This is a genomic window from Acinetobacter schindleri (genome assembly GCF_010918895.1).
Lineage (GTDB): Bacteria > Pseudomonadota > Gammaproteobacteria > Pseudomonadales > Moraxellaceae > Acinetobacter > Acinetobacter schindleri.
In genome coordinates this window covers 1,371,559-1,395,544 of record NZ_CP044483.1, presented here as the reverse complement: position 1 = coordinate 1,395,544, position 23,986 = coordinate 1,371,559, and the positions used below count along the sequence as shown (strand labels likewise).

Annotated in this window: 18 protein-coding genes, 2 tRNA genes and 3 rRNA genes; 12 read left to right on the top strand and 11 right to left on the bottom strand. The window is 42.0% G+C overall.

Annotated elements, in window-relative coordinates; all coding sequences use genetic code 11:
• Positions 1 to 4: 4 nt before the first annotated feature.
• Both prmB and FSC11_RS06805 read right to left on the bottom strand, forming a co-directional pair.
• Positions 5 to 1,015 carry a 50S ribosomal protein L3 N(5)-glutamine methyltransferase gene (gene prmB, locus FSC11_RS06810; protein ID WP_004809587.1) on the bottom strand — a complete coding sequence of 337 codons (1,011 nt, stop codon included), beginning with the start codon at positions 1,013 to 1,015 and terminating at the stop codon, positions 5 to 7.
• A 358-nt stretch (positions 1,016 to 1,373) separates the two neighbouring features.
• Positions 1,374 to 1,757, bottom strand: a complete 384-nt coding sequence (locus tag FSC11_RS06805) for a hypothetical protein (protein WP_004895092.1) — start codon at positions 1,755 to 1,757, stop codon at positions 1,374 to 1,376.
• 199 nt (positions 1,758 to 1,956) lie between these two features.
• Between FSC11_RS06805 and FSC11_RS06800 the strand changes: the two genes are divergently transcribed.
• The 10 genes from FSC11_RS06800 (at position 1,957) to FSC11_RS06755 (ending at position 10,716) form a co-directional block, all read left to right on the top strand.
• A complete protein-coding gene (locus FSC11_RS06800) occupies positions 1,957 to 2,265 on the top strand; it encodes a hypothetical protein (protein ID WP_004809591.1) in 309 nt (102 codons plus the stop codon).
• Between the two features lie 147 nt (positions 2,266 to 2,412).
• The gene (locus tag FSC11_RS06795; RefSeq protein WP_004809593.1) at positions 2,413 to 3,786 is read left to right on the top strand and encodes an ABC1 kinase family protein; all 1,374 of its coding nucleotides are present in this window, start codon (positions 2,413 to 2,415) and stop codon (positions 3,784 to 3,786) included.
• Positions 3,787 to 4,032: 246 nt separating this feature from the next.
• Complete coding sequence (locus FSC11_RS06790; RefSeq protein WP_163165876.1) at positions 4,033 to 5,328, top strand: acyl-CoA dehydrogenase family protein; 1,296 nt, start codon at positions 4,033 to 4,035, stop codon at positions 5,326 to 5,328.
• 28 nt (positions 5,329 to 5,356) lie between these two features.
• A complete protein-coding gene (locus FSC11_RS06785; protein ID WP_005222334.1) occupies positions 5,357 to 6,556 on the top strand; it encodes an acyl-CoA dehydrogenase family protein in 1,200 nt (399 codons plus the stop codon).
• A 112-nt stretch (positions 6,557 to 6,668) separates the two neighbouring features.
• Complete coding sequence (locus FSC11_RS06780; protein ID WP_005222337.1) at positions 6,669 to 7,154, top strand: GNAT family N-acetyltransferase; 486 nt, start codon at positions 6,669 to 6,671, stop codon at positions 7,152 to 7,154.
• 133 nt (positions 7,155 to 7,287) lie between these two features.
• Positions 7,288 to 7,869 (top strand): lytic transglycosylase domain-containing protein, encoded by a 582-nt coding sequence (locus FSC11_RS06775; protein WP_163165874.1) that lies wholly within the window; start codon positions 7,288 to 7,290, stop codon positions 7,867 to 7,869.
• Positions 7,870 to 8,354: 485 nt separating this feature from the next.
• Positions 8,355 to 8,714, top strand: coding sequence for a hypothetical protein (locus FSC11_RS06770; protein ID WP_004895102.1), 360 nt, complete (start codon positions 8,355 to 8,357; stop codon positions 8,712 to 8,714).
• Positions 8,715 to 8,768: 54 nt separating this feature from the next.
• Positions 8,769 to 9,740 (top strand): hypothetical protein, encoded by a 972-nt coding sequence (locus FSC11_RS06765; protein ID WP_163165872.1) that lies wholly within the window; start codon positions 8,769 to 8,771, stop codon positions 9,738 to 9,740.
• Between the two features lie 12 nt (positions 9,741 to 9,752).
• A complete protein-coding gene (locus FSC11_RS06760; RefSeq protein ID WP_163165870.1) occupies positions 9,753 to 10,289 on the top strand; it encodes a GTP-binding protein in 537 nt (178 codons plus the stop codon).
• A gap of 10 nt (positions 10,290 to 10,299) precedes the next feature.
• On the top strand, positions 10,300 to 10,716 hold the full coding sequence (locus FSC11_RS06755; RefSeq protein ID WP_163165868.1) for a roadblock/LC7 domain-containing protein: 417 nt from the start codon (positions 10,300 to 10,302) through the stop codon (positions 10,714 to 10,716).
• A 728-nt stretch (positions 10,717 to 11,444) separates the two neighbouring features.
• On the opposite strand, the gene rrf is transcribed toward FSC11_RS06755, so the two are convergent.
• The 9 genes from rrf to ftsY all read right to left on the bottom strand — a co-directional run bounded on the left by rrf (position 11,445) and on the right by ftsY (position 20,887).
• Positions 11,445 to 11,559 (bottom strand): 5S ribosomal RNA (gene rrf, locus FSC11_RS06750).
• A gap of 179 nt (positions 11,560 to 11,738) precedes the next feature.
• Positions 11,739 to 14,632: ribosomal RNA gene (locus FSC11_RS06745) — 23S ribosomal RNA — on the bottom strand.
• A gap of 355 nt (positions 14,633 to 14,987) precedes the next feature.
• Positions 14,988 to 15,063 (bottom strand) — tRNA-Ala (locus tag FSC11_RS06740).
• Between the two features lie 65 nt (positions 15,064 to 15,128).
• Positions 15,129 to 15,205: transfer RNA gene (locus FSC11_RS06735), tRNA-Ile, on the bottom strand.
• Positions 15,206 to 15,266: 61 nt separating this feature from the next.
• Positions 15,267 to 16,804: ribosomal RNA gene (locus FSC11_RS06730) — 16S ribosomal RNA — on the bottom strand.
• Together the 16S, 23S and 5S rRNA genes with 2 tRNA genes alongside form the textbook arrangement of a ribosomal RNA operon.
• 458 nt (positions 16,805 to 17,262) lie before the next feature.
• Positions 17,263 to 17,925: a DUF2057 domain-containing protein gene (locus tag FSC11_RS06725; protein ID WP_163165866.1), complete on the bottom strand. Its 663-nt coding sequence runs from the start codon at positions 17,923 to 17,925 to the stop codon at positions 17,263 to 17,265.
• A gap of 206 nt (positions 17,926 to 18,131) precedes the next feature.
• A complete protein-coding gene (locus FSC11_RS06720) occupies positions 18,132 to 18,725 on the bottom strand; it encodes a nitroreductase family protein (protein ID WP_108619602.1) in 594 nt (197 codons plus the stop codon).
• Between the two features lie 190 nt (positions 18,726 to 18,915).
• Positions 18,916 to 19,605, bottom strand: coding sequence for a nitroreductase family protein (locus FSC11_RS06715; protein ID WP_163165864.1), 690 nt, complete (start codon positions 19,603 to 19,605; stop codon positions 18,916 to 18,918).
• Between the two features lie 175 nt (positions 19,606 to 19,780).
• The gene (gene ftsY, locus FSC11_RS06710) at positions 19,781 to 20,887 is read right to left on the bottom strand and encodes a signal recognition particle-docking protein FtsY (RefSeq protein WP_048881222.1); all 1,107 of its coding nucleotides are present in this window, start codon (positions 20,885 to 20,887) and stop codon (positions 19,781 to 19,783) included.
• Between the two features lie 255 nt (positions 20,888 to 21,142).
• On the opposite strand from ftsY, the gene FSC11_RS06705 reads away from it, so the two are divergent.
• Both FSC11_RS06705 and FSC11_RS06700 read left to right on the top strand, forming a co-directional pair.
• Positions 21,143 to 22,471 carry a M16 family metallopeptidase gene (locus FSC11_RS06705; protein WP_420867678.1) on the top strand — a complete coding sequence of 443 codons (1,329 nt, stop codon included), beginning with the start codon at positions 21,143 to 21,145 and terminating at the stop codon, positions 22,469 to 22,471.
• On the top strand, positions 22,468 to 23,985 hold the full coding sequence (locus FSC11_RS06700) for a M16 family metallopeptidase (protein WP_163165862.1): 1,518 nt from the start codon (positions 22,468 to 22,470) through the stop codon (positions 23,983 to 23,985). The genes FSC11_RS06705 and FSC11_RS06700 overlap by 4 nt, the downstream gene beginning before the upstream one ends.
• The last annotated feature ends 1 nt before the right edge of the window (position 23,986 follow it).

Sequence of the window (23,986 nt, the reverse complement as noted above, 5' to 3'; positions counted from 1 at the left end):
CTCCTTATGCATTAACCGATTGAATAAATAAATCGCGATATTGACGGCATTGGGCTGCAGTCAATGCGAAGATACCTGAACCACCACGCTGGAACTGCAACCAGTGGAAATCAACTTTATTGAAGTTTTGCTTCATTGCCCATTCAGAGTTGCCGACTTCAATTACAATCAGACCATCTTCAGTCAGGTAATCAGCCGCTTGAGCCAGCATTTTACGTACCAGATCCAGACCATCCTGACCTGCAGCCAAAGCCATTTCAGGTTCGTGGTGGAATTCGTCTGGTAGATCTGCCATGTCTTCTGCATCCACATACGGTGGATTCGACACGATTAGATCATACTGATTTTCAGCAGGAATTTTTGCGAACAGGTCCGATTCAAGCAATGCCACTTGATACTGCTTGTTATGATGCTCACAGTTGATCTGCGCTACTTCTAAAGCCTCTTTAGACAGATCGGTTGCATCCACTTCAGAATCTGGAAAAGCGTATGCCAATGCAATCGCAATACAGCCTGAACCGGTGCACATGTCCAGAATACGTTGTGGTGTTTTTGGATTCGGATTTTCTGGCAGGTTATTTACCGCTGCACCCATTTCACCATTTTCGCCCAGGCAATATGGTGCAAAACGGTTTTCAATCAGCTCAACGATTGGTGAACGTGGAATCAGTACACGCTCATCCACATAGAATGGCTTGCCAAAGAAATAAGCCAGATTTAATAGATAAGATGTCGGCATTCTTTCATTGATACGACGTCCTAACAGATTCAAAAACTCTTCTTTTTCGCTTGGAAGTAGTTTTGAATCCAGAATTTCTGGATCAGCATTCCAGTCCAGAGAAAGGGTTTGTAAAACCAGTGCTGAACTTTCAGCAAAATAATCTTCTGTGCCTTGGCCCAAGTGCGCATCGTATTGACGTAATGCTGTAACACCAAAACGGATAAAATCACGAATGGTGGTTAGATTTTCAGCGGCTTCCTGCAAATGTTCAGGGCTAATAGTCGGTCGATCCACTTAAGGCGTCTCCAGAGGTCATATTTTAAAACGCCTTATGATACCTTGTTTCGCCTGCTTTTATAATGCTAAAACCATGAAAAATACGAAAACAGCACGACTCCACTCTGGCTGAATCCGGTTTTAGAAGCCTGTTATTTGATGATGAGAATGGTCAACAATAGATCGCTTTAATCCGGATTTGAATGCTTTAAAGTATGAGAGATAAATCGAACGTTTTATGAAGTAGGTGATAAATAATACTGACTCACCTATTCAGCGCTTCTGTCCAGTTTTAATAAATCTCAAATTCTCGCCATAATTTAAAAAGTATAACAAACTTACATGTCCGTTATGCTTTTGAGTACCGATCAGATCCTCAGCGTTTTCCGACAAAAGAACGTGATTGATAATAATTGGACTGCTCAATTACCATGGCCAGGGCACATTGTCCTTGCTGGATTTTGGTGTAGTTTCCAGCACGGATACGACCACATTGCTTGTCCAGTCTGGATTCAAACAAAGCATAATGGTTTTTTACTACAGCAGCATTATTTGCGTTTAATTTAAGATAATTTTTATAGCTTTTTTTCAAGATTTTAGTCTGCCCTTTTAATTCCTTGGCAATACATTTTTCAGTCTTGGTACGGTCACCATAGGTGAACTTCATACACTGTGAATATTCCCTTGAATAATCCTGAGCTGCTTGTGTATATACAGCTGTACCTGCCAGAATAGCAGTTAATAGCCATGCAAAACGCATACATTCCCCTTTGCCAAATTGGCATGATGCTTACAATCGCACTCATCAATTTTGTTTTAAGTTATATTCCGATACTACCTGAGTCCAGTGAAAATTCCTATTCCTTTATAAGCATCGATTTTATGCAAATGAGCAATTGAAACTCTCAGAATTGTCTCCATTATATAGCGAAGATATACAAGTAAACGAGTTGAATGTTATGAGCTACAAGCATAACAACCTGATGGCCATGCGCCTGAATTATTGGGATGATGTACAGTCTCATAACGTGCAGCAGGAAAAGGCATTTTTGCAAGACATGTTAATTCAGCAAGGTGTTTTTCAGCAGGCAACGCTAGAAGATGCACGCTACCTGTTTTTTAGTTTGCCCAGTATCGTGATTGTTAAAGGTTATGCTCTGGGCTTTCAGCATGAGTCCGTGATTACATTGATTCAACAGCACATTCAAACAAATATCCAACAGTTGCAACAAAGAACTGAATTAAAAATTCAATTTCAGATGCCATAATGCCTTGGCTAATATAAATACAGGTCATCGAGCCTGATCATGTTTAGCGTAAATTCAATCTGTTAAAACTTTTTTAATACGTGAAGACAGGTTAATATCCGCTACAATGATTTATTCTGCTATATGCTGGGAAAGGATTTATTCTACATGTCAGATCAGAACGATAAGCTCAAACAACTGAAAACCTCATCCATGGATCGACGCTTATCGATCGCCAAGGCATCCCTACTTGCAGGCACCCGCTGGGCAGCATCAAATGCCACTTCAATGTTCTCAAGTGAAGAAGAGAAAGAGAAAAAACGCAAAAAAGCCATGAAAGAACAGGCAGATTATCTGGTTGCAGAAATCGGCAAGCTAAAAGGTTCTATCGTCAAGATTGGCCAGATGATGGCGCTCTATGGCGAGCATTTTCTGCCAGAAGAAATCACTCAGGCATTAAATACATTAAATAATAAGACTGTAGCCTTGGCCTGGCCTGCGATTAAAGCGCAGTTACAAGCGCAGCTTGGTTCAAAACTTGATGATTTAACCATTGATCATGAACCTTTAGGAACAGCCTCACTAGCTCAGGTACATCGCGCCAAACGCAAATCTGACGGGCTGGAACTGGTACTGAAAATCCAGTATCCAGGCGTTGCAGAAGCGATTGACTCAGATATGAGCCTGTTTAAAAACATGCTCAAATTGACCCGTATGGTGCCGCAAACCCGTGAATTTGATCAGTGGTTTGATGAAGTTCGTGAAATGATGCATCGTGAAGTGGACTACAAAATTGAAGCTGCGACAACCCGCCGTTTCCGTCAACGTCTGCAAAATGATCCACGTTATATCGTACCGACCATTATTGAAGATTACTCGACCGATCGCGTGCTCTGTATGACTTATGAGCGTGGTGTACCAATCAATAGTCCGGTCATGCTGTCTCTGCCACAGGAACGTCGTAATAAACTCGGTGAAGCTTCCCTAGAAATCGCAGTACGCGAGATTTTCGAATGGGGCGAAATGCAGACTGACCCGAACTTCGGGAATTATCTGGTACGTTTGGGCAATGGTGACGATGCACAGGATAAAATTGTCCTGCTCGACTTCGGTGCAATCCGTCAGTTTGACCAGCATCTGCTCAATGTGGCACGTAATCTGATTCAAGCGGGTTATCATCATGATTCAGATATGATGGTCAAAGCCATGACTGGTTATGAATTCTTTGACTCGATTCCGCAAAGCATCAAACCGGATATGGCCAAGGTTTTCTTGCTGGCCACTGAAGCATTTAGCTCGCCAATGAACAATAAAGACCTGCCAGCTGGCGTAATGGATGCTCAGGATCGCTATGACTGGAAAAAGAGTCAGTTGCATAGCCGTGTCATGCAACAAGCCTCTAAATCAATGGCATCACGTTATTTCAGCGTCCCACCGAAAGAGTTTATGTTCATCAGCCGTAAATTTATCGGTGCTTATACCTTTATGACCGTGATTGATGCCAAAACTAATGTGCGTGCCATGATCAAGAAACATCTCTAAAGAGAATCAAATGATATTTTAAGTTGACCCGGTTGATTTCTGTCATCCGGGTCAATTTCTTGCATTCTAATATTTTTAAATAATATAATTTTATTAATAATTTCATAAACTTGTTAGTAAACTTAATAAAATAAATTTACTTCATTATTGTCAATCAATCATGTCATTCCTGACATGGTTTTTTATCAGGCAACCTGTCAGCATAATTCTGAAAATACCTAAAACATTTATAACAGGATAATGATAATGAGCAATATGGTTAATAAGGCCCAAGGAGTTGGCTTATCCATACTGACTAAAATTGCAGGCAGTGAGCTACTGGATCAGTTTAAGCTACGAAAATTCGTTGAAAAGTCCCTGTATAAAAGCTCTAAGGCAAGTTTTAAAACCCTAAGCCAGACACAAAAGCTGCTGAAATCAGGACAAAAAATTAAAAAACAGCGCCTGCCAAATCAGAATAAATCCCTGTTTGATCTTAGCCTGACTGAAGAACAGCAGATGACCGTAGATGCAATGGAGCAGTTCTCAGCCGAAGTACTTTATCCGCTTGCTCACGATGCAGATCACGCTGAAATCTTTCCAGAGGTTCTGTGGCAACATGGTACCGACTTAGGACTTAACTTCTATGCCTTGCCTGAGTCCTTAGGTGGTGTAGCGACTGAAAAGAATATTGTAAGCAATGTGCTGATTGCCGAACATCTCGCTAAAGGAGACTTTAGCCTGACTGCTGGCTTGCTCTCAACCTTTAGTGTGATTAATGCCCTGACTCAATGGGGCTCAGAACAGATTCAATCCGACTATCTGGCTTCTTTCGCAAATGATAAAGGTATTCGAGCCACATTTGCCACGCAGGAAAATATACCGGCTTTCAATCCTTTTAGGCTTACAACCCAAGCAACACCACACCAAGATCATTATCTGATTCAGGGTGAAAAAACACTGGTCTTACTCGCAGCCACTGCAGACATCTATCTGGTCAGTGCCATGCTCAATGGTCAGCCGGATGTATTTGTGGTGCAACGTGATCCGAGTATCAGTATTCAAAAGTCAGCTGCGATGGGTCTTAAAGCAAATGAAACTGCCACACTGCATTTCGACAATACACCAGCACAACGTCTCGGTGATGAAGATTTTGATTACACCGCCTTTATCGATCTGGGTAATCTGATGTGGTGTGCCATGGCTGTCGGTACCTGCGAGGCTGTCAGGAAATACTGTATTCAATATGCCAATGAACGTACAGCGTTTGGTGAACCCATTTCCCATCGTCAAGGGGTTGCTTTCATGATTGCCGATATGGCAATTGAAACAGATGCTATGCGTATGCTGGTGCTGAACGCTGCCAATCTTGCAGAAGCAGGTAAGCCTTTCCATCGTGAGGCATATTTGGCCCGTATTCTCTGCGCAGAAAAATCAATGAAGATTGGCACAGATGGCGTGCAAATCCTGGGTGGACATGGCTATACCCGTGAACATCCTGTGGAACGCTGGTATCGTGACTTACGCGCGACTGCTGTCATTCAAAGTGGGCTGCATGCCTGATCATTGACATGAATATGGAATAATTATAATGAATCTGCAAAATCCAAAAAAATTTAAATTACTGATTGATCAGGCCCATGAAGTAGCGCTGAATGTATTACGTCCAATTTCCCGTAAATATGACAAGGCTGAACATGCCTATCCTAAAGAGCTGGATATGCTGGCTTCTGTTGTAGATGGCATGAATGCTGGTAGCGAAGGTATGAATGCTGGTGCCGCAGTCAATAAACGTGGTGATACGGATACGTCTAATAAAAATGGCGTCAACATGTCAACTGCACTGAGTATTATTGAGATGTGTTATGGCGATACAGGTCTGCTCCTGTCCATGCCACGCCAAGGTCTGGGTAACTCGGCGATTGCAGCGGTGGCAAATGAGGAACAATTGACACGTTTTGAAGGCACCTGGGCAGCAATGGCGATTACCGAGCCAGGTTGTGGTTCAGACTCTGCTGCAATCCGTACTACGGCAACCAAAGATGGTGATGACTATATCCTGAATGGCGAAAAAATCTTTGTCACCTCAGGTGAACGTGCAGATTCTGTAGTGGTGTGGGCAACTTTGGATAAAAGCCTGGGGCGTGCTGCAATCAAATCCTTTGTGGTACTCAAAGGTACGCCTGGGATGAAAGTCGAGCGTCTGGAACATAAACTTGGTATCAAAGCTTCGGATACCGCCGCAATCAGCTTTGTAGACTGTCGTGTGCCTGCGGCAAATCTGTTGGGTAATGCAGATATTGATGTTGCCAAAGGTTTTGCTGGCGTAATGGAAACCTTTGATAATACCCGCCCACTGGTTGCTGCAATGGCAATTGGCTGTTCCAAAGCATCTCTAGAACGAATCAAAGAGATATTCAAAGACCAGCTAGATACGGATTACGGTACACCCTATTTACAGACCTCCCATATTGCAGCGCAGATTTACCGGATGGAAGCAGAATGGGAAGCAGCTCGACTGCTGATGCTGAAAGCAGCCTGGATGGCAGACAATCGTAAACCCAACTCTCGCGAAGCTTCAATTGCCAAAGCCAAGGCTGGTCGTATTGCTAATGAAATCACTTTAAAATGCGTCGAGTTAGCATCTTCTGCAGGTTATAGCGAGACTGAGCTACTCGAAAAATGGGCTCGTGACTCAAAAATCCTCGATATCTTTGAAGGTACCCAGCAAATCCAACAGCTGATTATTGCTCGTCGTGAGCTGGGTAAATCATCTAGTGAGCTGAAGTAGGTTGCAGAATCTCGAACATGCTGACTCGTTGATGGATTTATAAGCTATAAAGATGGATTTTTTACAGTTTTAGGACTATAAAACCTCCATCTTTTTTTATGTTTCATGATTTATGTATTCTATTCGACCGATCCAGCCTAAGGATAATCCCCAAATTGCCAAAATTATTCGTGAAGTTTCTATTGAATTTGGTCTTGCTGCTGAATCCGGTTTTGCAGTAGGTGATTCTATTCTGGACAGCTTATATCAGGTTTATCAACAACCAAATGCTGCTTACTGGGTTATTGTCGATGAAGATGATCAAGTTTATGGTGGTGGTGGCATTGCTCCCCTACAAGGTGATAATAGCATTCTAGAACTCCAGAAAATGTACTTCCTCTCAGCCATTCGTCAACATGGGTTTGCCAAGCAGATTTTGAATCTGGCTTTTGATTTCGCACAACAACAGAAATTTCATAAGATTTATCTGGAAACGACAAAATCCCTTTGGCAAGCTGTCAAACTCTATGAAAAACTGGGCTTTGAACATCTGGCATATCCTGAGGGCAATACGGGGCATAATGAAGCGTGTGAAATCTGGATGCTGAAAATTATATAAAAGTGCCTCAAGTAAAGATCAAGCTAAAAAGCTGCAAAAATTATTATAGCTCAGGTTTAAAAGGTTAATCAGCTTGACGCTGAACCGTTCATTTTTTAGTATCAAATTAATTTTATAATGCGGATATTTAATTTTGACCTACTTTAAGTCATTTACCTTAAAACGTCTTTTATCTCATTTTTTTACACCCTCGCATTTCAAAAAACTCATCCTCCTAGGCAGTGCAATTACTTTAACTGCATGTTCTTCTTTAGGTGGAGGTTCCATAGAAAAACGCTCAGCTAAACTTTCCAAAGGGATACAAAGTGCATATTCTATCTCTCCAGAAACAGCAAATCGCGTATCGCCACTGATTATTAAAAGTGCCGAACAGCACAATTTAGATCCACTCTTAGTCGCAGCAGTAATCCGACAAGAATCTACCTATCGTCCGTATGTCAGCTCACCTGCTGGTGCTGTGGGTTTAATGCAAATTATTCCACGTTATTGGCAAAGCAGTTGTGGAGCTGATTTATTCCATGAAGCCACCAATGTCCAATGTGGCTCCTATATATTAGCGCGTTATCAACAATCTGCAGGCGACTTAAAAAAGGGGCTAGGATATTATAATGTCGGTCCATCTGGTTTTGAAAATAATCGCAAGATGCGTAAGCAAGGTAAAAAATACGCTAAACAGGTACTTAATCATAAAAAAATGTTAAAAAATTCAATTTAGTTTTTCTAATAGATGTAATTAAGCATAATTATAGATTATGCTTAATTATTCATCTAAACCATGATTTTCCACTTTTATAATATTATTTGACCCACATCACTATTAAATTTTTATATACCATTTAAATCACATTTTGATTTAAATATATCAAAACCTATATTGTTTATTAATACAACATTTAAAATTATTTGTTATATTTTTTTTATATTATTTAAAATTTACAATATTAATACATAATGAATCAGTTTATACATACAATTAGTTATTCAAATATGATGTTAATATTTAAAATTAATAAGAATTAAGTCACATAAAATCATTTTTAAATTAATTTTAAATAATACTCTATTTCAATTAATAGTTTTCATATAAGCTAATTTCTAAATATTTTCAATTTATTTTAACTTGTATTCTTGGTTCTTTTATATAAACATTCTTGCGATAATTTTTTTATCTTCATTATTTAAAATTTTCCAGGGGATAGTATGGCCAAGCTTACTTTAGATGCACTTACAGATATTGATGGTTTCGTTGCAGCAGCACTCGTAGACAGCGAAAGTGGTCTTGCATTAGCAACTCTTGGCAATAATACAATTGATCTTGAGCTCGCAGCTGCAGGCAACACAGAAGTTGTACGTGCTAAACGTCGTGTAGCAGCGAGCCTGAATCTGAATGATTCTATCGAAGACATTCTAATCACTTTAGGCAAACAATATCACTTGCTACGCCCACTTGATTCAAATGAAAATTTATTCCTTTATCTAGTTCTTGACCGTAGTCGTTCAAACCTGGCTATGGCACGTCATGAATTGAAACACTTTGAAAAAGGTTTAGATTTTGCTTAATTAAGCTATTTGAGGGTTACTTTTTCCGGTAACCCTTAAATTGAGCACATCCTCATGAAAGATACTCTCTATATTTCCATTTTTGGCCTCAGCCTATCTTTAATAAATGTATTTAAAAGTACAATGGTTGATGTTTTAAGTGAAAAATATAATCTGGTATGGACCAATCTTACTGACCAGAAACTACAGCTTTTATTAGTAAATGCTGATTTTGTCGATTTACCCCATATTCAAAAAATTAAAAGTAATAATCTTACACTTCTACAAATTGAGAAAAACCCTGCATTGTCATCTCAGGTGATTGAAAATACCTTGTTCTTACCCTTTGAGCACCCCCATGCTTTAATTGAATGGTTACAACGTGAGTTTTTATCAGGCACTCAATCGCCTCATTCAATTGAACAACCCATATTAATAGTACCCTCTTGTAGCGCCAAAATAGCATATCAGTCATTTAAATTAATACTAGATGAGCTATTTCAGCCATCAGGTCATAGCAAATACATAATCAAAAATAATGATAAACGTGTAGCTCTTATCGATCTGGAACAACATTGCTTCTATCCAGCAATCGACTGGTATCCGCAACCTGATTCAGAATTCAGCATTGAACCTGCCGATTTAAATAGTATTGTGCAATTTCGCACTCAAGTGCGCCCAGAAGATCTTAACCAAGGGATCTGGAATTTTGTATGGCATCATCTGCAATTTGCTGAACTTGAATATCCAGACTATTACCGCTTAGCTAAATGGCCACAAATTAAAGATTTCGACCAGCGCAAAGATCTATTCAAATTAGCTGCCCTTTTCAGTGAAGGTGCATCAGTTGCCTATGCACAACAACAGTTGAAATTAGGTGAAAAATATATTCATCAATTTCTATGTGCTTCACAACTAGCCAATATGCTTGAACCGATCTCATCAGATCAAGCCAAATTCACACAGCATGCAACCACCGCTGTTCAAAAGGAAGCTAATAAAATGATGGGTTTCTTTAGCAAATTACGTAAAAAGCTCGGTATCTAGGAGTAATTCAGTTTGATCTTGCACCAATTTAAATTGGTATTTGCCGGTAGCATGGGTGCTGGCAAGACTACAGCCATTCGCACCATTTCTAATATTGATGTATTAAGTACCGAAGCAATTAATACCGACCTTGAAGCACACCAAAAATCACTAACAACAGTCGGTATCGATTATGGTGAACTGGTCCTGGAAGATGGGGTCAAAGTCGGCTTATATGGCACACCAGGCCAGCAACGCTTTAATTTTATCTGGAACGTAATTACACAAGGCGCTATTGGAGTAATATTACTGATTGATGACAGTATTGATGAGCCACTAGAAGAGCTAGAATTTTATCTCAATTACTTCAAAGATAAAGTTAAAAACGTTGTGATTGGCATTACGCATATTGATAAGAAAGCTAAAAATAATGCTGCTCTCTATCATGGCTGGGCTGAAAAGCAAGACAGTACTTATCCAATGTTCTTTATTGATGCCCGTGAAAAAAATGATGTTTTAATGCTGGTTGATGCCTTGATCGCCACAACTGAAGTTCAACTTACTGTCTGAAGAAAATTCCATGTCCTTAAATGATCTTGCAAAACGTACTGCTCCCCAAGAATTAACTGAATTTGCAGCCAAGCAGATTCAAGCACTCTTATTCAATGTGCAAGGTATAGAACTTACCATGCTGTGCTCTTCTGATGGATTTGAATTAGCCTCATTTGAAAAAATTAAAACTAACGGTAAAGGAAAACTTGCTGCGGTAAGTAGTTCTATTGTGGCTATGGTCCAGGCATTTATGCAGGAATTACAACTGGAAGGCTGTCAAAGCATTACACTGGATGCTAATAATGGTAAAGCGATCCTAACTGCAATTCCGCATCCAAAGTTTCCTATGCTGATCCTAGCCATGACCACTAATGATGTACTTTTAGGTCAACTGTTATATTGCACGAAAAAAATTGCTCAGGATATTTCTAACTTTCAAATCTGATTCCATATGAATATTACAAGCTTGAATCAGGCTTGTAATATTATATAATCAAGATTCATAATAACTGCTCATAATTCCAGTCAAAATTCCTGCAAGAAAAGCATATTTAAATATATGATCGACTATACCTGAAATGATTAAAAGTAAGACAAATAAAATGGCAGAGCCCAAACTAGCCATCACGGGAGCAGCTGTTACTTCTGCCTGATTTATATGATATTAATTAATCACAATTTTAATTTAACTAATCCTGATTAAAGAACCAGCAATTTAATAATCTAAGTTTCTATCTAAATGTACAACATATGACTAAAAATAATATTTATATGTAAATCTTTCATCCTTTATGAAATATACACCGTAGATATCAATACCCTTCATATAAGGCATTTGAGTCCATCTAGCTACAAGTCTATCTACCGATAGCTCGCAAAACGTTTTATTATCACCAGGGTGGTAGGTAAAACAAAGTTATTCACCTTCCACCCGTCCTCCTAGGCACTGTAGGTACGTATTTAATAGCGATACAGCACTTAGCATCAGCTAAAAAAACTACTAAAATCGATTACAGGGAATCCATCCTAGAAGATAGCAACCACTATGAATTTATATAGTGTGCAGATTTTCTGCTATGGGTTTAGATTAAAAATCAATATTTAGATACTTTCTTAAATCCTAGACATAAAAAAACACCCCCTGTCATTTGACAGGGGGTGTTTAGAATAATGAGCTGGCGATGACTTACTCTCACATGGGTAATCCCACACTACCATCAGCGCTAAGAGGTTTCACTTCTGAGTTCGGGAAGGGATCAGGTGGTTCACTCTTGCTATGGTCGCCAGCACAACTGTTTATGGATACTCACTTAGGTCTTATTTAGATGCCTGAGCTTTCTACCAAATAGAATTCATTAACAGGGATACTTGAGTTGTATATTTTGTTCTTAAGCGTTAACTAAATCAAGTTACTTTGCTTAATATCGAATCAATTGATGCTTGATACAACAACTGTTTGGGTGTTGTATAGTCAAGCCTCACGAGCAATTAGTATTGGTCAGCTTCACATATCGCTATGCTTCCACATCCAACCTATCAACGTCGTAGTCTTCAACGGCTCTTTAGGTGACATAAAGTCACAGGGAAATCTTATCTTGAGGTAGGCTTCCCGCTTAGATGCTTTCAGCGGTTATCCCTTCCGAACATAGCTACCCGGCGATGCGACTGGCGTCACAACCGGTACACCAGAGGTTCGTCCACTCTGGTCCTCTCGTACTAGGAGCAGATCCTCTCAAATTTCCAGCGCCCACGGTAGATAGGGACCGAACTGTCTCACGACGTTCTAAACCCAGCTCGCGTACCTCTTTAAATGGCGAACAGCCATACCCTTGGGACCTGCTTCAGCCCCAGGATGAGATGAGCCGACATCGAGGTGCCAAACACCGCCGTCGATATGAACTCTTGGGCGGTATCAGCCTGTTATCCCCAGAGTACCTTTTATCCGTTGAGCGATGGCCCTTCCATACAGAACCACCGGATCACTAAGACCTACTTTCGTACCTGCTCGACTTGTGGGTCTCGCAGTTAAGCGCGCTTTTGCCTTTATACTCTACGCGTGATTTCCGACCACGCTGAGCGCACCTTCGTACTCCTCCGTTACTCTTTAGGAGGAGACCGCCCCAGTCAAACTACCCACCAGACATGGTCCTCGTCCCGGATAACGGGACAGAGTTAGAACCTCAATATTACCAGGGTGGTATTTCAAGGACGGCTCCATCGCAACTAGCGTCGCGACTTCAAAGCCTCCCACCTATCCTACACAAGTAAGATCAAAGTTCAATGTCAAGCTGCAGTAAAGGTTCACGGGGTCTTTCCGTCTAGCCGCGGGTACACCGCATCTTCACGGCGATTTCGATTTCACTGAGCCTCTGCTGGAGACAGCGCCCCCATCATTATGCCATTCGTGCAGGTCGGAACTTACCCGACAAGGAATTTCGCTACCTTAGGACCGTTATAGTTACGGCCGCCGTTTACTGGGGCTTCGATCAATAGCTTCGCTTGCGCTAACCACATCAATTAACCTTCCAGCACCGGGCAGGCATCACACCCTATACGTCCACTTTCGTGTTTGCAGAGTGCTATGTTTTTAATAAACAGTTGCAGGGGCCTGGTTTCTGAGGCTGCCAACAGCTCAAGGAGCAAGTCCTATCACCGCCGGCAGCGTACCTTCTCCCGAAGTTACGGTACCATTTTGCCTAGTTCCTTCAGCAGAGTTCTCTCAAGCGCTTTGGTCTACTCGACCTGACCACCTGTGTCGGTTTCGGGTACGATTCCTGTTTAACTGAAGCTTAGAGACTTTTCCTGGAAGTATGGTATCAGCCACTTCACTGTACAAGTACAGCTTGCTATCAGTTCTCAGCATAGAGTACCCCGGATTTGCCTAAGATACATGCCTACAACCTTCCACCTGGACAACCAACGCCAGGCTGACTTAACCTTCTCCGTCCTCTCATCGCATTAAACAGAAGTATTGGAATATTAACCAATTTCCCATCGACTACGCCTCTCGGCCTCGCCTTAGGGGTCGACTCACCCAGCCCCGATTAACGTTGGACTGGAACCCTTGGTCTTTCAGCGAGCGGGTTTTTCACCCGCTTTGTCGTTACTCACGTCAGCATTCGCACTTCTGATACCTCCAGCAGACTTCTCAATCCACCTTCATCGGCTTACAGAACGCTCCCCTACCACTTACACTAATGTGTAAATCCGCAGCTTCGGCATATAGTTTTAGCCCCGTTACATCTTCCGCGCAGGCCGACTCGACTAGTGAGCTATTACGCTTTCTTTAAAGGGTGGCTGCTTCTAAGCCAACCTCCTAGCTGTCTATGCCTTCCCACATCGTTTCCCACTTAACTATAATTTAGGGGCCTTAGCTGGCGGTCTGGATTGTTTTCCTCTTGACTACGGACGTTAGCACCCGCAGTCTGTCTCCCGGATAGTACTCATTGGTATTCGGAGTTTGCATCGGTTTGGTAAGTCGGGATGACCCCCTAGCCGAAACAGTGCTCTACCCCCAATGGTATTCGTCCGAGGCGCTACCTAAATAGCTTTCGGGGAGAACCAGCTATCACCGAGTTTGATTAGCCTTTCACCCCTATCCACAAGTCATCCCCTGGCTTTTCAACGACAGTGGGTTCGGTCCTCCAGTCAGTGTTACCTAACCTTCAACCTGCTCATGGATAGATCACCCGGTTTCGGGTCTATACCCAGCAACTAAACGCCCTATTAAGACTCGGTTTCCCTACGGCTCCCCTATACGGTTAACCTTGCTACTGAATATAAGTCGCTGACCCATTATACAAAAGGTACGCAGTCACCAAACAAGTTGGCTCCCACTGCTTGTATGCATGCGGTTTCAGGATCTATTTCACTCCCCTCACAGGGGTTCTTTTCGCCTTTCCCTCACGGTACTGGTTCACTATCGGTCAGTCAGGAGTATTTAGCCTTGGAGGATGGTCCCCCCATATTCAGACAAGGTTTCACGTGCCTCGCCCTACTCGACATCATCATATCAGCCCTTTCGTGTACAGGACTATCACCCACTATGGTTGCACTTCCCAGAGCATTCCACTAAAACTGATATGACTTAATGGGCTGTTCCCCGTTCGCTCGCCGCTACTGAGGGAATCTCAATTGATTTCTTTTCCTAGAGGTACTGAGATGTTTCACTTCCCTCCGTTCGCCTCGTATGACTATGTATTCATCATACGATACCTGGCTTATACCAGGTGGGTTTCCCCATTCAGACATCTCCGGATCACAGGATATTTGCCGCCTCCCCGGAGCTTTTCGCAGGCTATCACGTCTTTCTTCGCCTCTGACTGCCAAGGCATCCACCACATGCACTTAATTACTTGACTATACAACCCCAAACAGTCGCTAGTACCTACAAGTAGTACTATCAACATTACAGTTTAGAGTTTCGTGAACTTAATCACTATACAGCTTCAATTAGATTCATATACCAAAACGCTTGATTCAGTTTAATCGCTAGAACTCATTTCTTGTAGTTGCCTACTTGAAACGAGTTTGAACAAATTATTTCAACTCAAATATATTCTGTTAATGATTCACTGTATCCTCGTCGGACTACAGTCAACTGTGATAAATCACAGAGCTTAATAACAATGCCGCGCATTATACGCAACTTAATCACTAAGCTCTATAAGCTATCAGTTCGTTTGCTTAATGTTTAACTCATTGCATCGCAATGAGTGGTGGAGACTAGGAGAGTCGAACTCCTGACCTCCTGCGTGCAAAGCAGGCGCTCTACCAACTAAGCTAAGTCCCCAGCTTATCAATAAGTCAATGTTCTGATCTTCTGTTTTACTCTGCAATTGCTTGCTTCGTCAGTAGTGGTGGGTCTGACAAGACTTGAACTTGTGACCCCACGCTTATCAAGCGTGTGCTCTAACCAACTGAGCTACAGACCCTCAGATACATCGTCATGAAGAACAACTTGTTGTGGATTCTTACCAATCGTCAATCTTTCGTTAAGGAGGTGATCCAGCCGCAGGTTCCCCTACGGCTACCTTGTTACGACTTCACCCCAGTCATCGGCCACACCGTGGTAAGCGTCCTCCTTGCGGTTAGACTACCTACTTCTGGTGCAACAAACTCCCATGGTGTGACGGGCGGTGTGTACAAGGCCCGGGAACGTATTCACCGCGGCATTCTGATCCGCGATTACTAGCGATTCCGACTTCACGCAGTCGAGTTGCAGACTGCGATCCGGACTACGATCGGCTTTTTGAGATTAGCATCCTCTCGCGAGGTAGCAACCCTTTGTACCGACCATTGTAGCACGTGTGTAGCCCTGGCCGTAAGGGCCATGATGACTTGACGTCGTCCCCGCCTTCCTCCAGTTTGTCACTGGCAGTATCCTTAAAGTTCCCGGCATTACCCGCTGGCAAATAAGGAAAAGGGTTGCGCTCGTTGCGGGACTTAACCCAACATCTCACGACACGAGCTGACGACAGCCATGCAGCACCTGTATCTAAGTTCCCGAAGGCACCAATCCATCTCTGGAAAGTTCTTAGTATGTCAAGGCCAGGTAAGGTTCTTCGCGTTGCATCGAATTAAACCACATGCTCCACCGCTTGTGCGGGCCCCCGTCAATTCATTTGAGTTTTAGTCTTGCGACCGTACTCCCCAGGCGGTCTACTTATCGCGTTAGCTGCGCCACTAAAGCCTCAAAGGCCCCAACGGCTAGTAGACATCGTTTACGGCATGGACTACCAGGGTATCTAATCCTGTTTGCTCCCCATGCTTTCGTACCTCAGCGTCAGTATTAGGCCAGATGGCTGCCTTCGCCATCGGTATTCCTCCAGATCTCTACGCATTTCACCGCTACACCTGGAATTCTACCATCCTCTCCCATACTCTAGCTTTCCAGTATCGAATGCAATTCCTAAGTTAAGCTCAGGGATTTCACATCCGACTTAAAAAGCCGCCTACGCACGCTTTACGCCCAGTAAATCCGATTAACGCTCGCACCCTCTGTATTACCGCGGCTGCTGGCACAGAGTTAGCCGGTGCTTATTCTGCGAGTAACGTCCAAACATCTAGAGTATTAGTCTAGAGTTCCTCCTCCTCGCTTAAAGTGCTTTACAACCAAAAGGCCTTCTTCACACACGCGGCATGGCTGGATCAGGCTTCCGCCCATTGTCCAATATTCCCCACTGCTGCCTCCCGTAGGAGTCTGGGCCGTGTCTCAGTCCCAGTGTGGCGGATCATCCTCTCAGACCCGCTACAGATCGTCGCCTTGGTAGGCCTTTACCCCACCAACTAGCTAATCCGACTTAGGCTCATCTATTAGCGCAAGGTCCGAAGATCCCCTGCTTTCCCCCGTAGGACGTATGCGGTATTAGCGTTCCTTTCGGAACGTTGTCCCCCACTAATAGGCAGATTCCTAAGCATTACTCACCCGTCCGCCGCTAGGATATGTAGCAAGCTACATCTCCCCGCTCGACTTGCATGTGTTAAGCCTGCCGCCAGCGTTCAATCTGAGCCATGATCAAACTCTTCAGTTTAAAATCAATAGTGCTTTATTCAAAACACCAAATCTTGGCTCATCAATTTTCTGACATCAATTTCTCAAATAAACTTCGAGTAATTTCTACCATCAATCAATGAAAATAATTTCGATCAATCAACCAGTAAAAATCCACACAAGTTGTTCTTCATAATCTCTTAATGATCTTACTTAAAACCTCGTCAGTTTTAAGTTCCAACCCAATCACTTAACTTTTCGTTTCATGCATTGCGTTGGTGTGCTGCGTATTCTATACAGTTTCACAATGAGCGCAAGTGCTTTTCATAAAAATATATAAAAATATGATTTGGTCGTTCATTTTTTACTCTGAATGCGTATTTTTAGCAGCTTTAGGTGTGTAAATCCATCATTCTGGCCGGAAATATATTTTCAAAGTGTAACGTTTAGCTCTCAAACTAAAAAAGATCGGTATAAACCGATCTTTTTCATGTTTTTTTAATTCCCTTGCTCTGCTAGCCATAACATAAACTTCCGACGCTCTTCTTTAGATGCTTGCTGCCAAAGCTGAATCAGCTTTTGGTCAGTGGAAGTTTTTATTGCTGTTTCAGCTGAATTTAGATTCGCTACCACTGGTGATACCGCTGCCTGTGCATAAACAGGCGCAGGCTGATTTGCAGGAGCAACTGTTTTAGTTGTCAAGTCTAGTGCTTTACCTAATACACTTTTACCCAATAATAGTTTGGTTTCACTATTTGCGCCTGACTGTTGTACTAATAATTGATTTCTGGCGTCGTATAAACCAATGATTGGTTGGTCTTTATATTTTTGTGCAGTATCAAAATCTTTAGGTGCATTAATCAAAGCCAAACGATAACTTTCACCATCTTTTAATTCAGGTGTTTTAACTGTTACTACATCCGATTTTAAAATGTCATGACTGTTATCATTATGCTGGAAGAATTCGATATAACGTACACTAATACTGTTTGAACCCGGATCTAGCTTATAAGTCTGTTTTTTACGGATTAATCCACTATTCACTTCTCGCTCATTCACCCCGACAATCTTGACTTCTTCTGGTGCCGTCAAGGTCACTGCTGAAAAAACAGAAGTACTTCCCATTAAAGTCGCAACTGCGATCATAATACGTAAATTCATTCGCTTCTTTTTCCTGATTATTTAAGTCTGCTTGCACTATGCCGAGTATACGTGACAATTTTATGATAAATCACTTAGACAAATAGCCAAGATTTTAAGCATATATCTATATATCCATCTGATTTATTCAGCTAAGCACTTTGTCTTGAATGAATACAAAATAAAAAAGGAGCACCGAAGCACTCCTTTTTTATTATTTAACTCAATTAATTAAAAGTTTTAAAACGCTCTGCATCATCCATAAAGGTTTTTTCACCAGCTGGTGCTTCGATCGAACCAAACACAAGTTGGGCACGTAGCTTCCAGTTTGAAGGCACATCAAAAGCAATCGCAACTTCATCATCAATGATCGGATTATAGTGCTGCAAAGAGGCACCAATATTTTTCTCCGCCAGCGCTGTCCAAGTGGCAAATTGGGCAATTGCTGAAGAATGCTCTGACCATACCGGGAAATTATCTGCATATAATGGGAATTGTGCTTGCAGCTCTTTCACTACTTCCTGATCTTCATAAAATAAGGCTGTACCATAACCCGCTGCAAAACTGTTAATTTTATTATTTGTTCCTTCAAACGCATCAGCTGGAACAATTTTCTTTAAAGTATCACGAACAATATTCCAGAAATTTTGATGCGATTCACCAAACAGGATCACCACACGAGAAGTTTGCGAGTTAAAAGAAGATGGGCTATGACGTACCGCTTCCTTAATTGTATTTTCAACTTCTGTCTGATCTAGGCTTACATTATTACCAATTGCATAAATGCTGCGACGTTGTTTGATCTGATCTAAAAATGCCATGAAGAACCTCTTGTATATCTTGTCTTGTTCAAAGTTGATAAAGAAAGATTAATCTTTTTATCACCCAAAAACAGGCGTATATAAAAAACGTAGTGTTTTATTTATAGAACAATAAGAGGATTTTTAACGTTTAATATTTGTATTGAACCCACTGGCAAACATTTCCAGCGGGTTTTTGGTCTTTATGATTTTAGGTAAATACGCGAAAGCGATCCTGAAAGTTAGGATCTGGACGGGCTTCTGCAGGCTGCTCAATAGAACCAAAACAAAGCTGGGCACGTAGCAGCCAGTTTTCATCTATTTTAAAATGTGCTGCAACTGCCTGATCCACCATTGGATTGTAGTGCTGTAAGGATGCTCCTAATCCTGAATCTGCAAGTGCTGTCCAGACAGCAAACTGCGCCATACCCGAAGTTTGTTCAGACCAGACCGGAAAATCTTCAGCACTCATTGGCATTTTCTTTTGTAACTGCTGAATAATTGTCTGATCTTCATAAAATAGAACAGTTCCAAAGGCAGCAGCACATTGATCAATCTTGATTTCAATTCCTTCGAATACCTGAGCAGGCATTTTCTGACGTTTGACCTCTTTCACGATTTCCCAGAATTTATAATGTGAATCACCAAACAGAATCACGATTCGTGCACTTTGTGAATTGAATGCTGAAGGACAACTACGTACCGCAGCTTGGATCAGTTCAGCAATATACGCCTGGCTATAATGAACTCGTCTCCCCAAAGCATAAATACTACGGCGCTTTTTCAGCTGATCAATAAAAGTCAGCTCATCTCCCTGTACAGTTTTGCTTTTTTTTGAAAATTTAAAATCTTTCGTCAGGTCTGCCGTAAGTACATGCCCAATCTTATTTAATAACGCCATTTACACTTTCCCCCAATCAACACATGCCTACCAATAGGTAGACTTGTTTATTGTAAAGGTTTTGACTAAAAGGCTTATGACATAAGCTTTCAAGGCTGTTGCTTTTTACAGCAAACAATCGATCTAAAAACAGAAAACTCCGCGCTAAGCGGAGTTTGTGTGACTTATTACACGATTATTTATTTTCAGTTTCAAATAATGCAGCAACAAATGACTTGGCAGAAAATGGACGAAGATCGTCAATTTTCTCACCTACACCAATAAAGCGAATTGGAACATGAGTACGGCTGGCAATGTTAAACAGCACACCCCCTTTCGCAGTCCCATCCAGTTTGGTGATCGTAATACCCGTCAGACCGACTGCTTCATCAAACATTTCTACCTGATTAATCGCATTTTGACCTGTACCAGCATCTACAACCAGCATCACTTCATGTGGTGCAGTTGCATCAATCTTCTGCATTACACGTTTCACTTTGGTCAACTCTTGCATCAGATGGCTCTTGTTATGCAAACGGCCTGCCGTATCAGCGATCAGGACATCTACACCTTTGGCACGTGCACTTTCAAAAGCATCAAAAATAACAGAGGCAGAATCGGCACCATGACCTTGAGCAACTACGGCGATATTATTACGTTCACCCCAGATTTGCAGCTGTTCAGTTGCCGCAGCACGGAAGGTATCCCCCGCTGCCAGCATGACTTTCTTGCCTTCGCCTTGTAAACGCTTCGCCAGCTTACCAATGGTTGTGGTTTTACCCACACCGTTTACACCGACAACTAAAATTACATAAGGACTTTTGTTCGGGTCAATGTGTAATGGTTTTACACGCGGTGCCAATAAAGCCACCAGTTCTTCCTGAAGCGCTTTATATAATGAATGAGAGTAAATCAAGTCACCACGTGCTGTACGTTCTGTCAGATTGGCAATAATGGTCTTGGTTGCATCTACACCAATATCTGCAACCAATAATTGCTCTTCTACTTCTTCTAGTAATTCGTCATCAATTTCTTTGCCACCGATGAGGATATTGACCATACCATCTGCAAAGTTTTTGCGGGTCTTGGTTAAACCTTCCTTCATACGGCTAAAGAAACCGCCTTTAGGAGCAGATTCTTCACTCGGTATTTCTGTTGCGGCAGGCGCTGAAACAACGGCTTGTTCGCGTGGCGTTTCTATAATTGGCACATTGACCGCAGGTAAACTCGGTAATGTGACATCGTCATCTCCAATATCAGCATCAATCAAAAATTTGTTTTGCTCATTAGATTGCTGTTGCATGCCGAATCCTTGAAAAGCATTGCGTTAAAAAATGGGATTCTACCATAAGTTATAAGGTTTTAGCTTTAGATTAAAATTCCATTTCTACTACACCAAAAAGCAACAGCACCGGTTTGCTTTCAATTGCACAATTCTTAAAATGGCTTATAAATACATCTGCTTATTTTGGAATATCCAGTGTTCAAATCACTTATTTTTATGCACGCTCGTCCAATCCAGTTTAAGCGATACATGTATTCGCTTGGTACAATACTGATGTGTTTAAGCAGCAGCCAGCTTCAGGCACAAACTATAGAAAAAGCCAAATCTGAACTGACGCGTAGTACCTTTGAAACCACCCTGAAAAATGGTCTAAAAGTCATTATCCGGGAAGACCACCGTGCACCGATGGTCATGACCCAGATCTGGTATAAAGTCGGCAGTACGGATGAATCCGGCAACACTCTGGGTATATCTCATGTGCTGGAACATATGATGTTCAAGGGCACCAGCAAAGTTCCAAATGATGAATTTACACGGATTAGCCGGATTTATGGAGGCAGTATCAATGCTGCAACCTTTACCAATTACACCAATTATTATCAGCTTTATCCCAAGGCCTACTTCCCGATGGCGCTCGAACTCGAAGCAGACCGTATGAGTAATCTGCTGCTACGCCAACAGGATTTTGAGCCGGAAATGAAAGTGGTTATGGAAGAGCGCCGCCAGCGCACCGAGGATAATCCTCGTTCACGTGCCTTTGAACGTTTTAAATGGATCAGTTATCCCACCAGCCATTATCGCCAACCGGTGATTGGTCATATGAAAACCCTGAATAATATCCAGCTGAACGATGTAAAGCAGTGGTACAAGACCTGGTATACGCCGAACAATGCCATTCTGGTGATTGTTGGTGATGTAGAGTCTGAACAAGCGCTGTTACAAGTACAGAAATACTTTGCTGACACACCTTCACGTGCTACCCCCCAACGCAATGATGTACTTGAGTTTGAACACTTGGGCTATCGTCACATGGAAATCAATACCGATGTGCAAGTGCCCAACTTGTACATGACCTGGAATGTCAAATCACTGGCTTCAGCAATCAATCCGCAGGATGCTTATGCTCTGACAATTATCCGGAGTTTGCTGGACAGTGGTATTTCCTCACGGCTGCAAGATCGCTTGGTACGAGACCGCAAACTACTAACTTCTGTCAGTGTATCGTATGATCCGTATAACCGTGGTGACAGCCTGTTTAGTATTTCTGCATTACCTGCAAATGGCGTCAGTTTTGAAGATGCGCAAAAAGCCATTCAGACAGAAGTTGATGCATTAAAAACCGAAGATATTCCCAAGCATGAACTTGAACGCATCACTACCCGCTTTGTTTCCAACCTTATTTATAATCAGGATAGTATTGCTGGTCAGGCTAAAATGATCGGCAATCTGGAAGTGAACGGCTTAAGTTACCGACTGATGGATGAACTTCCTAAATATTATGAAAATGTCAGTATGAGCGATATTCAGCGTGTCGCGAATAGCTATTTTATTCGTGAAAATCTCAGTACCTTATACCTCGCACCGGAAACAAAAGCACAATGATGATCAAGTTCAAGTCTGCATGTTCGAATAGTTTATTAATTGTTGCGTTGAACTGTGCTTCTGTGGTCTGGGCCGAAAGTGTTCAAAATACAGAAGTTATACCGGAAGATAATCCCACCCAGTTGCAATCTATTCCTTTGCTACAAAGTTTAAAAAATCTCAAGAATGAAAGACAGTTTCAGGCACCTTATGTACATGAGCTGAATAATCGCTACAAAGTACGTACGCTGTTTGTCGAAACCAAAGATCTGCCGATGGTCGATATTCAACTAACCTTTAATGCTGGTGCAGCACGGGATGAGGAAATTCAGAAGGGTTTGTTTGGTTTGTCCAGTATGGCAGCCAAACTGATCCGGGAAGGAACCGATACATATACTGCGCGGGAAATTGCGGCTGTTTTTGATCAAAGTGGCGCACAATTTAGTGCCCAGGCATATCGGGATATGTTCGTCATCCGCCTACGTGTAATGTCTGATCCGAAAAAACTGGAACCCGCATTGGCAATGATGATGGAAGTACTTAAACATGCTTCCTTTAAAAATCAGAGCATCAGCCTGGCTGTTAGCAACACCAACGTTGGTCAAAAACAGCTACAGGAAAATCCAGGCCGCTTAATGGATATCCGCTTTTATAGAACCTTATATGGTCAGCATCCTTACGCACAGCCAATTACAGGTACCATTGGCGGCACTCAAAAAGTAAATCCTGAACATTTAAAGAAGTTCCGTGATCAGTTTCTGGTTGCGCAAAATATGAATATTGCGATTACCGGAAAACTTAGCCCCAAAGAAGCCTTAGACCTGTCAGAACGCATTACAGGAAATCTCAAGCAAGGCACACGAGCAAAGTCATTGCCTGATCCACAGCTAAAAAATGATATTGAGGTAATCCATATTCCCTATAACTCAAGTCAGGCTCATGTAATGTTCGGGCATATCGGACCCAGTCGCTTTAACAAAGATAGGCTGGCTTTAGAAGTTGCGAATCGTATATTTGGTGGTAGTGGCTTTAATGCGGTATTGATGCAGGAGTTAAGAGTCAAGCGTGGCTTTACTTATGCTGCCTATAGCACTTTTAGCTTTACTCAGGCACCGGGTGTATTTAGTTTCCGCTATTCGACCCGTCAAGACCAGCTATTAGACAGTATTCAGGTCGCGCATCAGGCATTGATCAACTTTGTAAATCAGCCGATAAATACTAAACGACTGGAAGAAACCAAATCTGGCATGTTAAGGGCATTTCCAAATAACTACAGTAGCAATGCCACCATTAACGCCCAGCTCGGAACGATAGGATTCTATGCAGAGCCACGCGATTATCTCGCCACCTATCCAGAACGATTAGCCAAAATCACTGCAAAAGATGTTGAAGATGCTGTACACAAACATCTGCATCCAGACCGTTTAACCGTAGTGGTGGTCAGTCAGACACTGGATAAAGATAAACTAAAAACAGTCTTAAAAGCGAATTTAACAAGTACGGTTACGAGTGAAAAATTAATACTCACACCTTAAA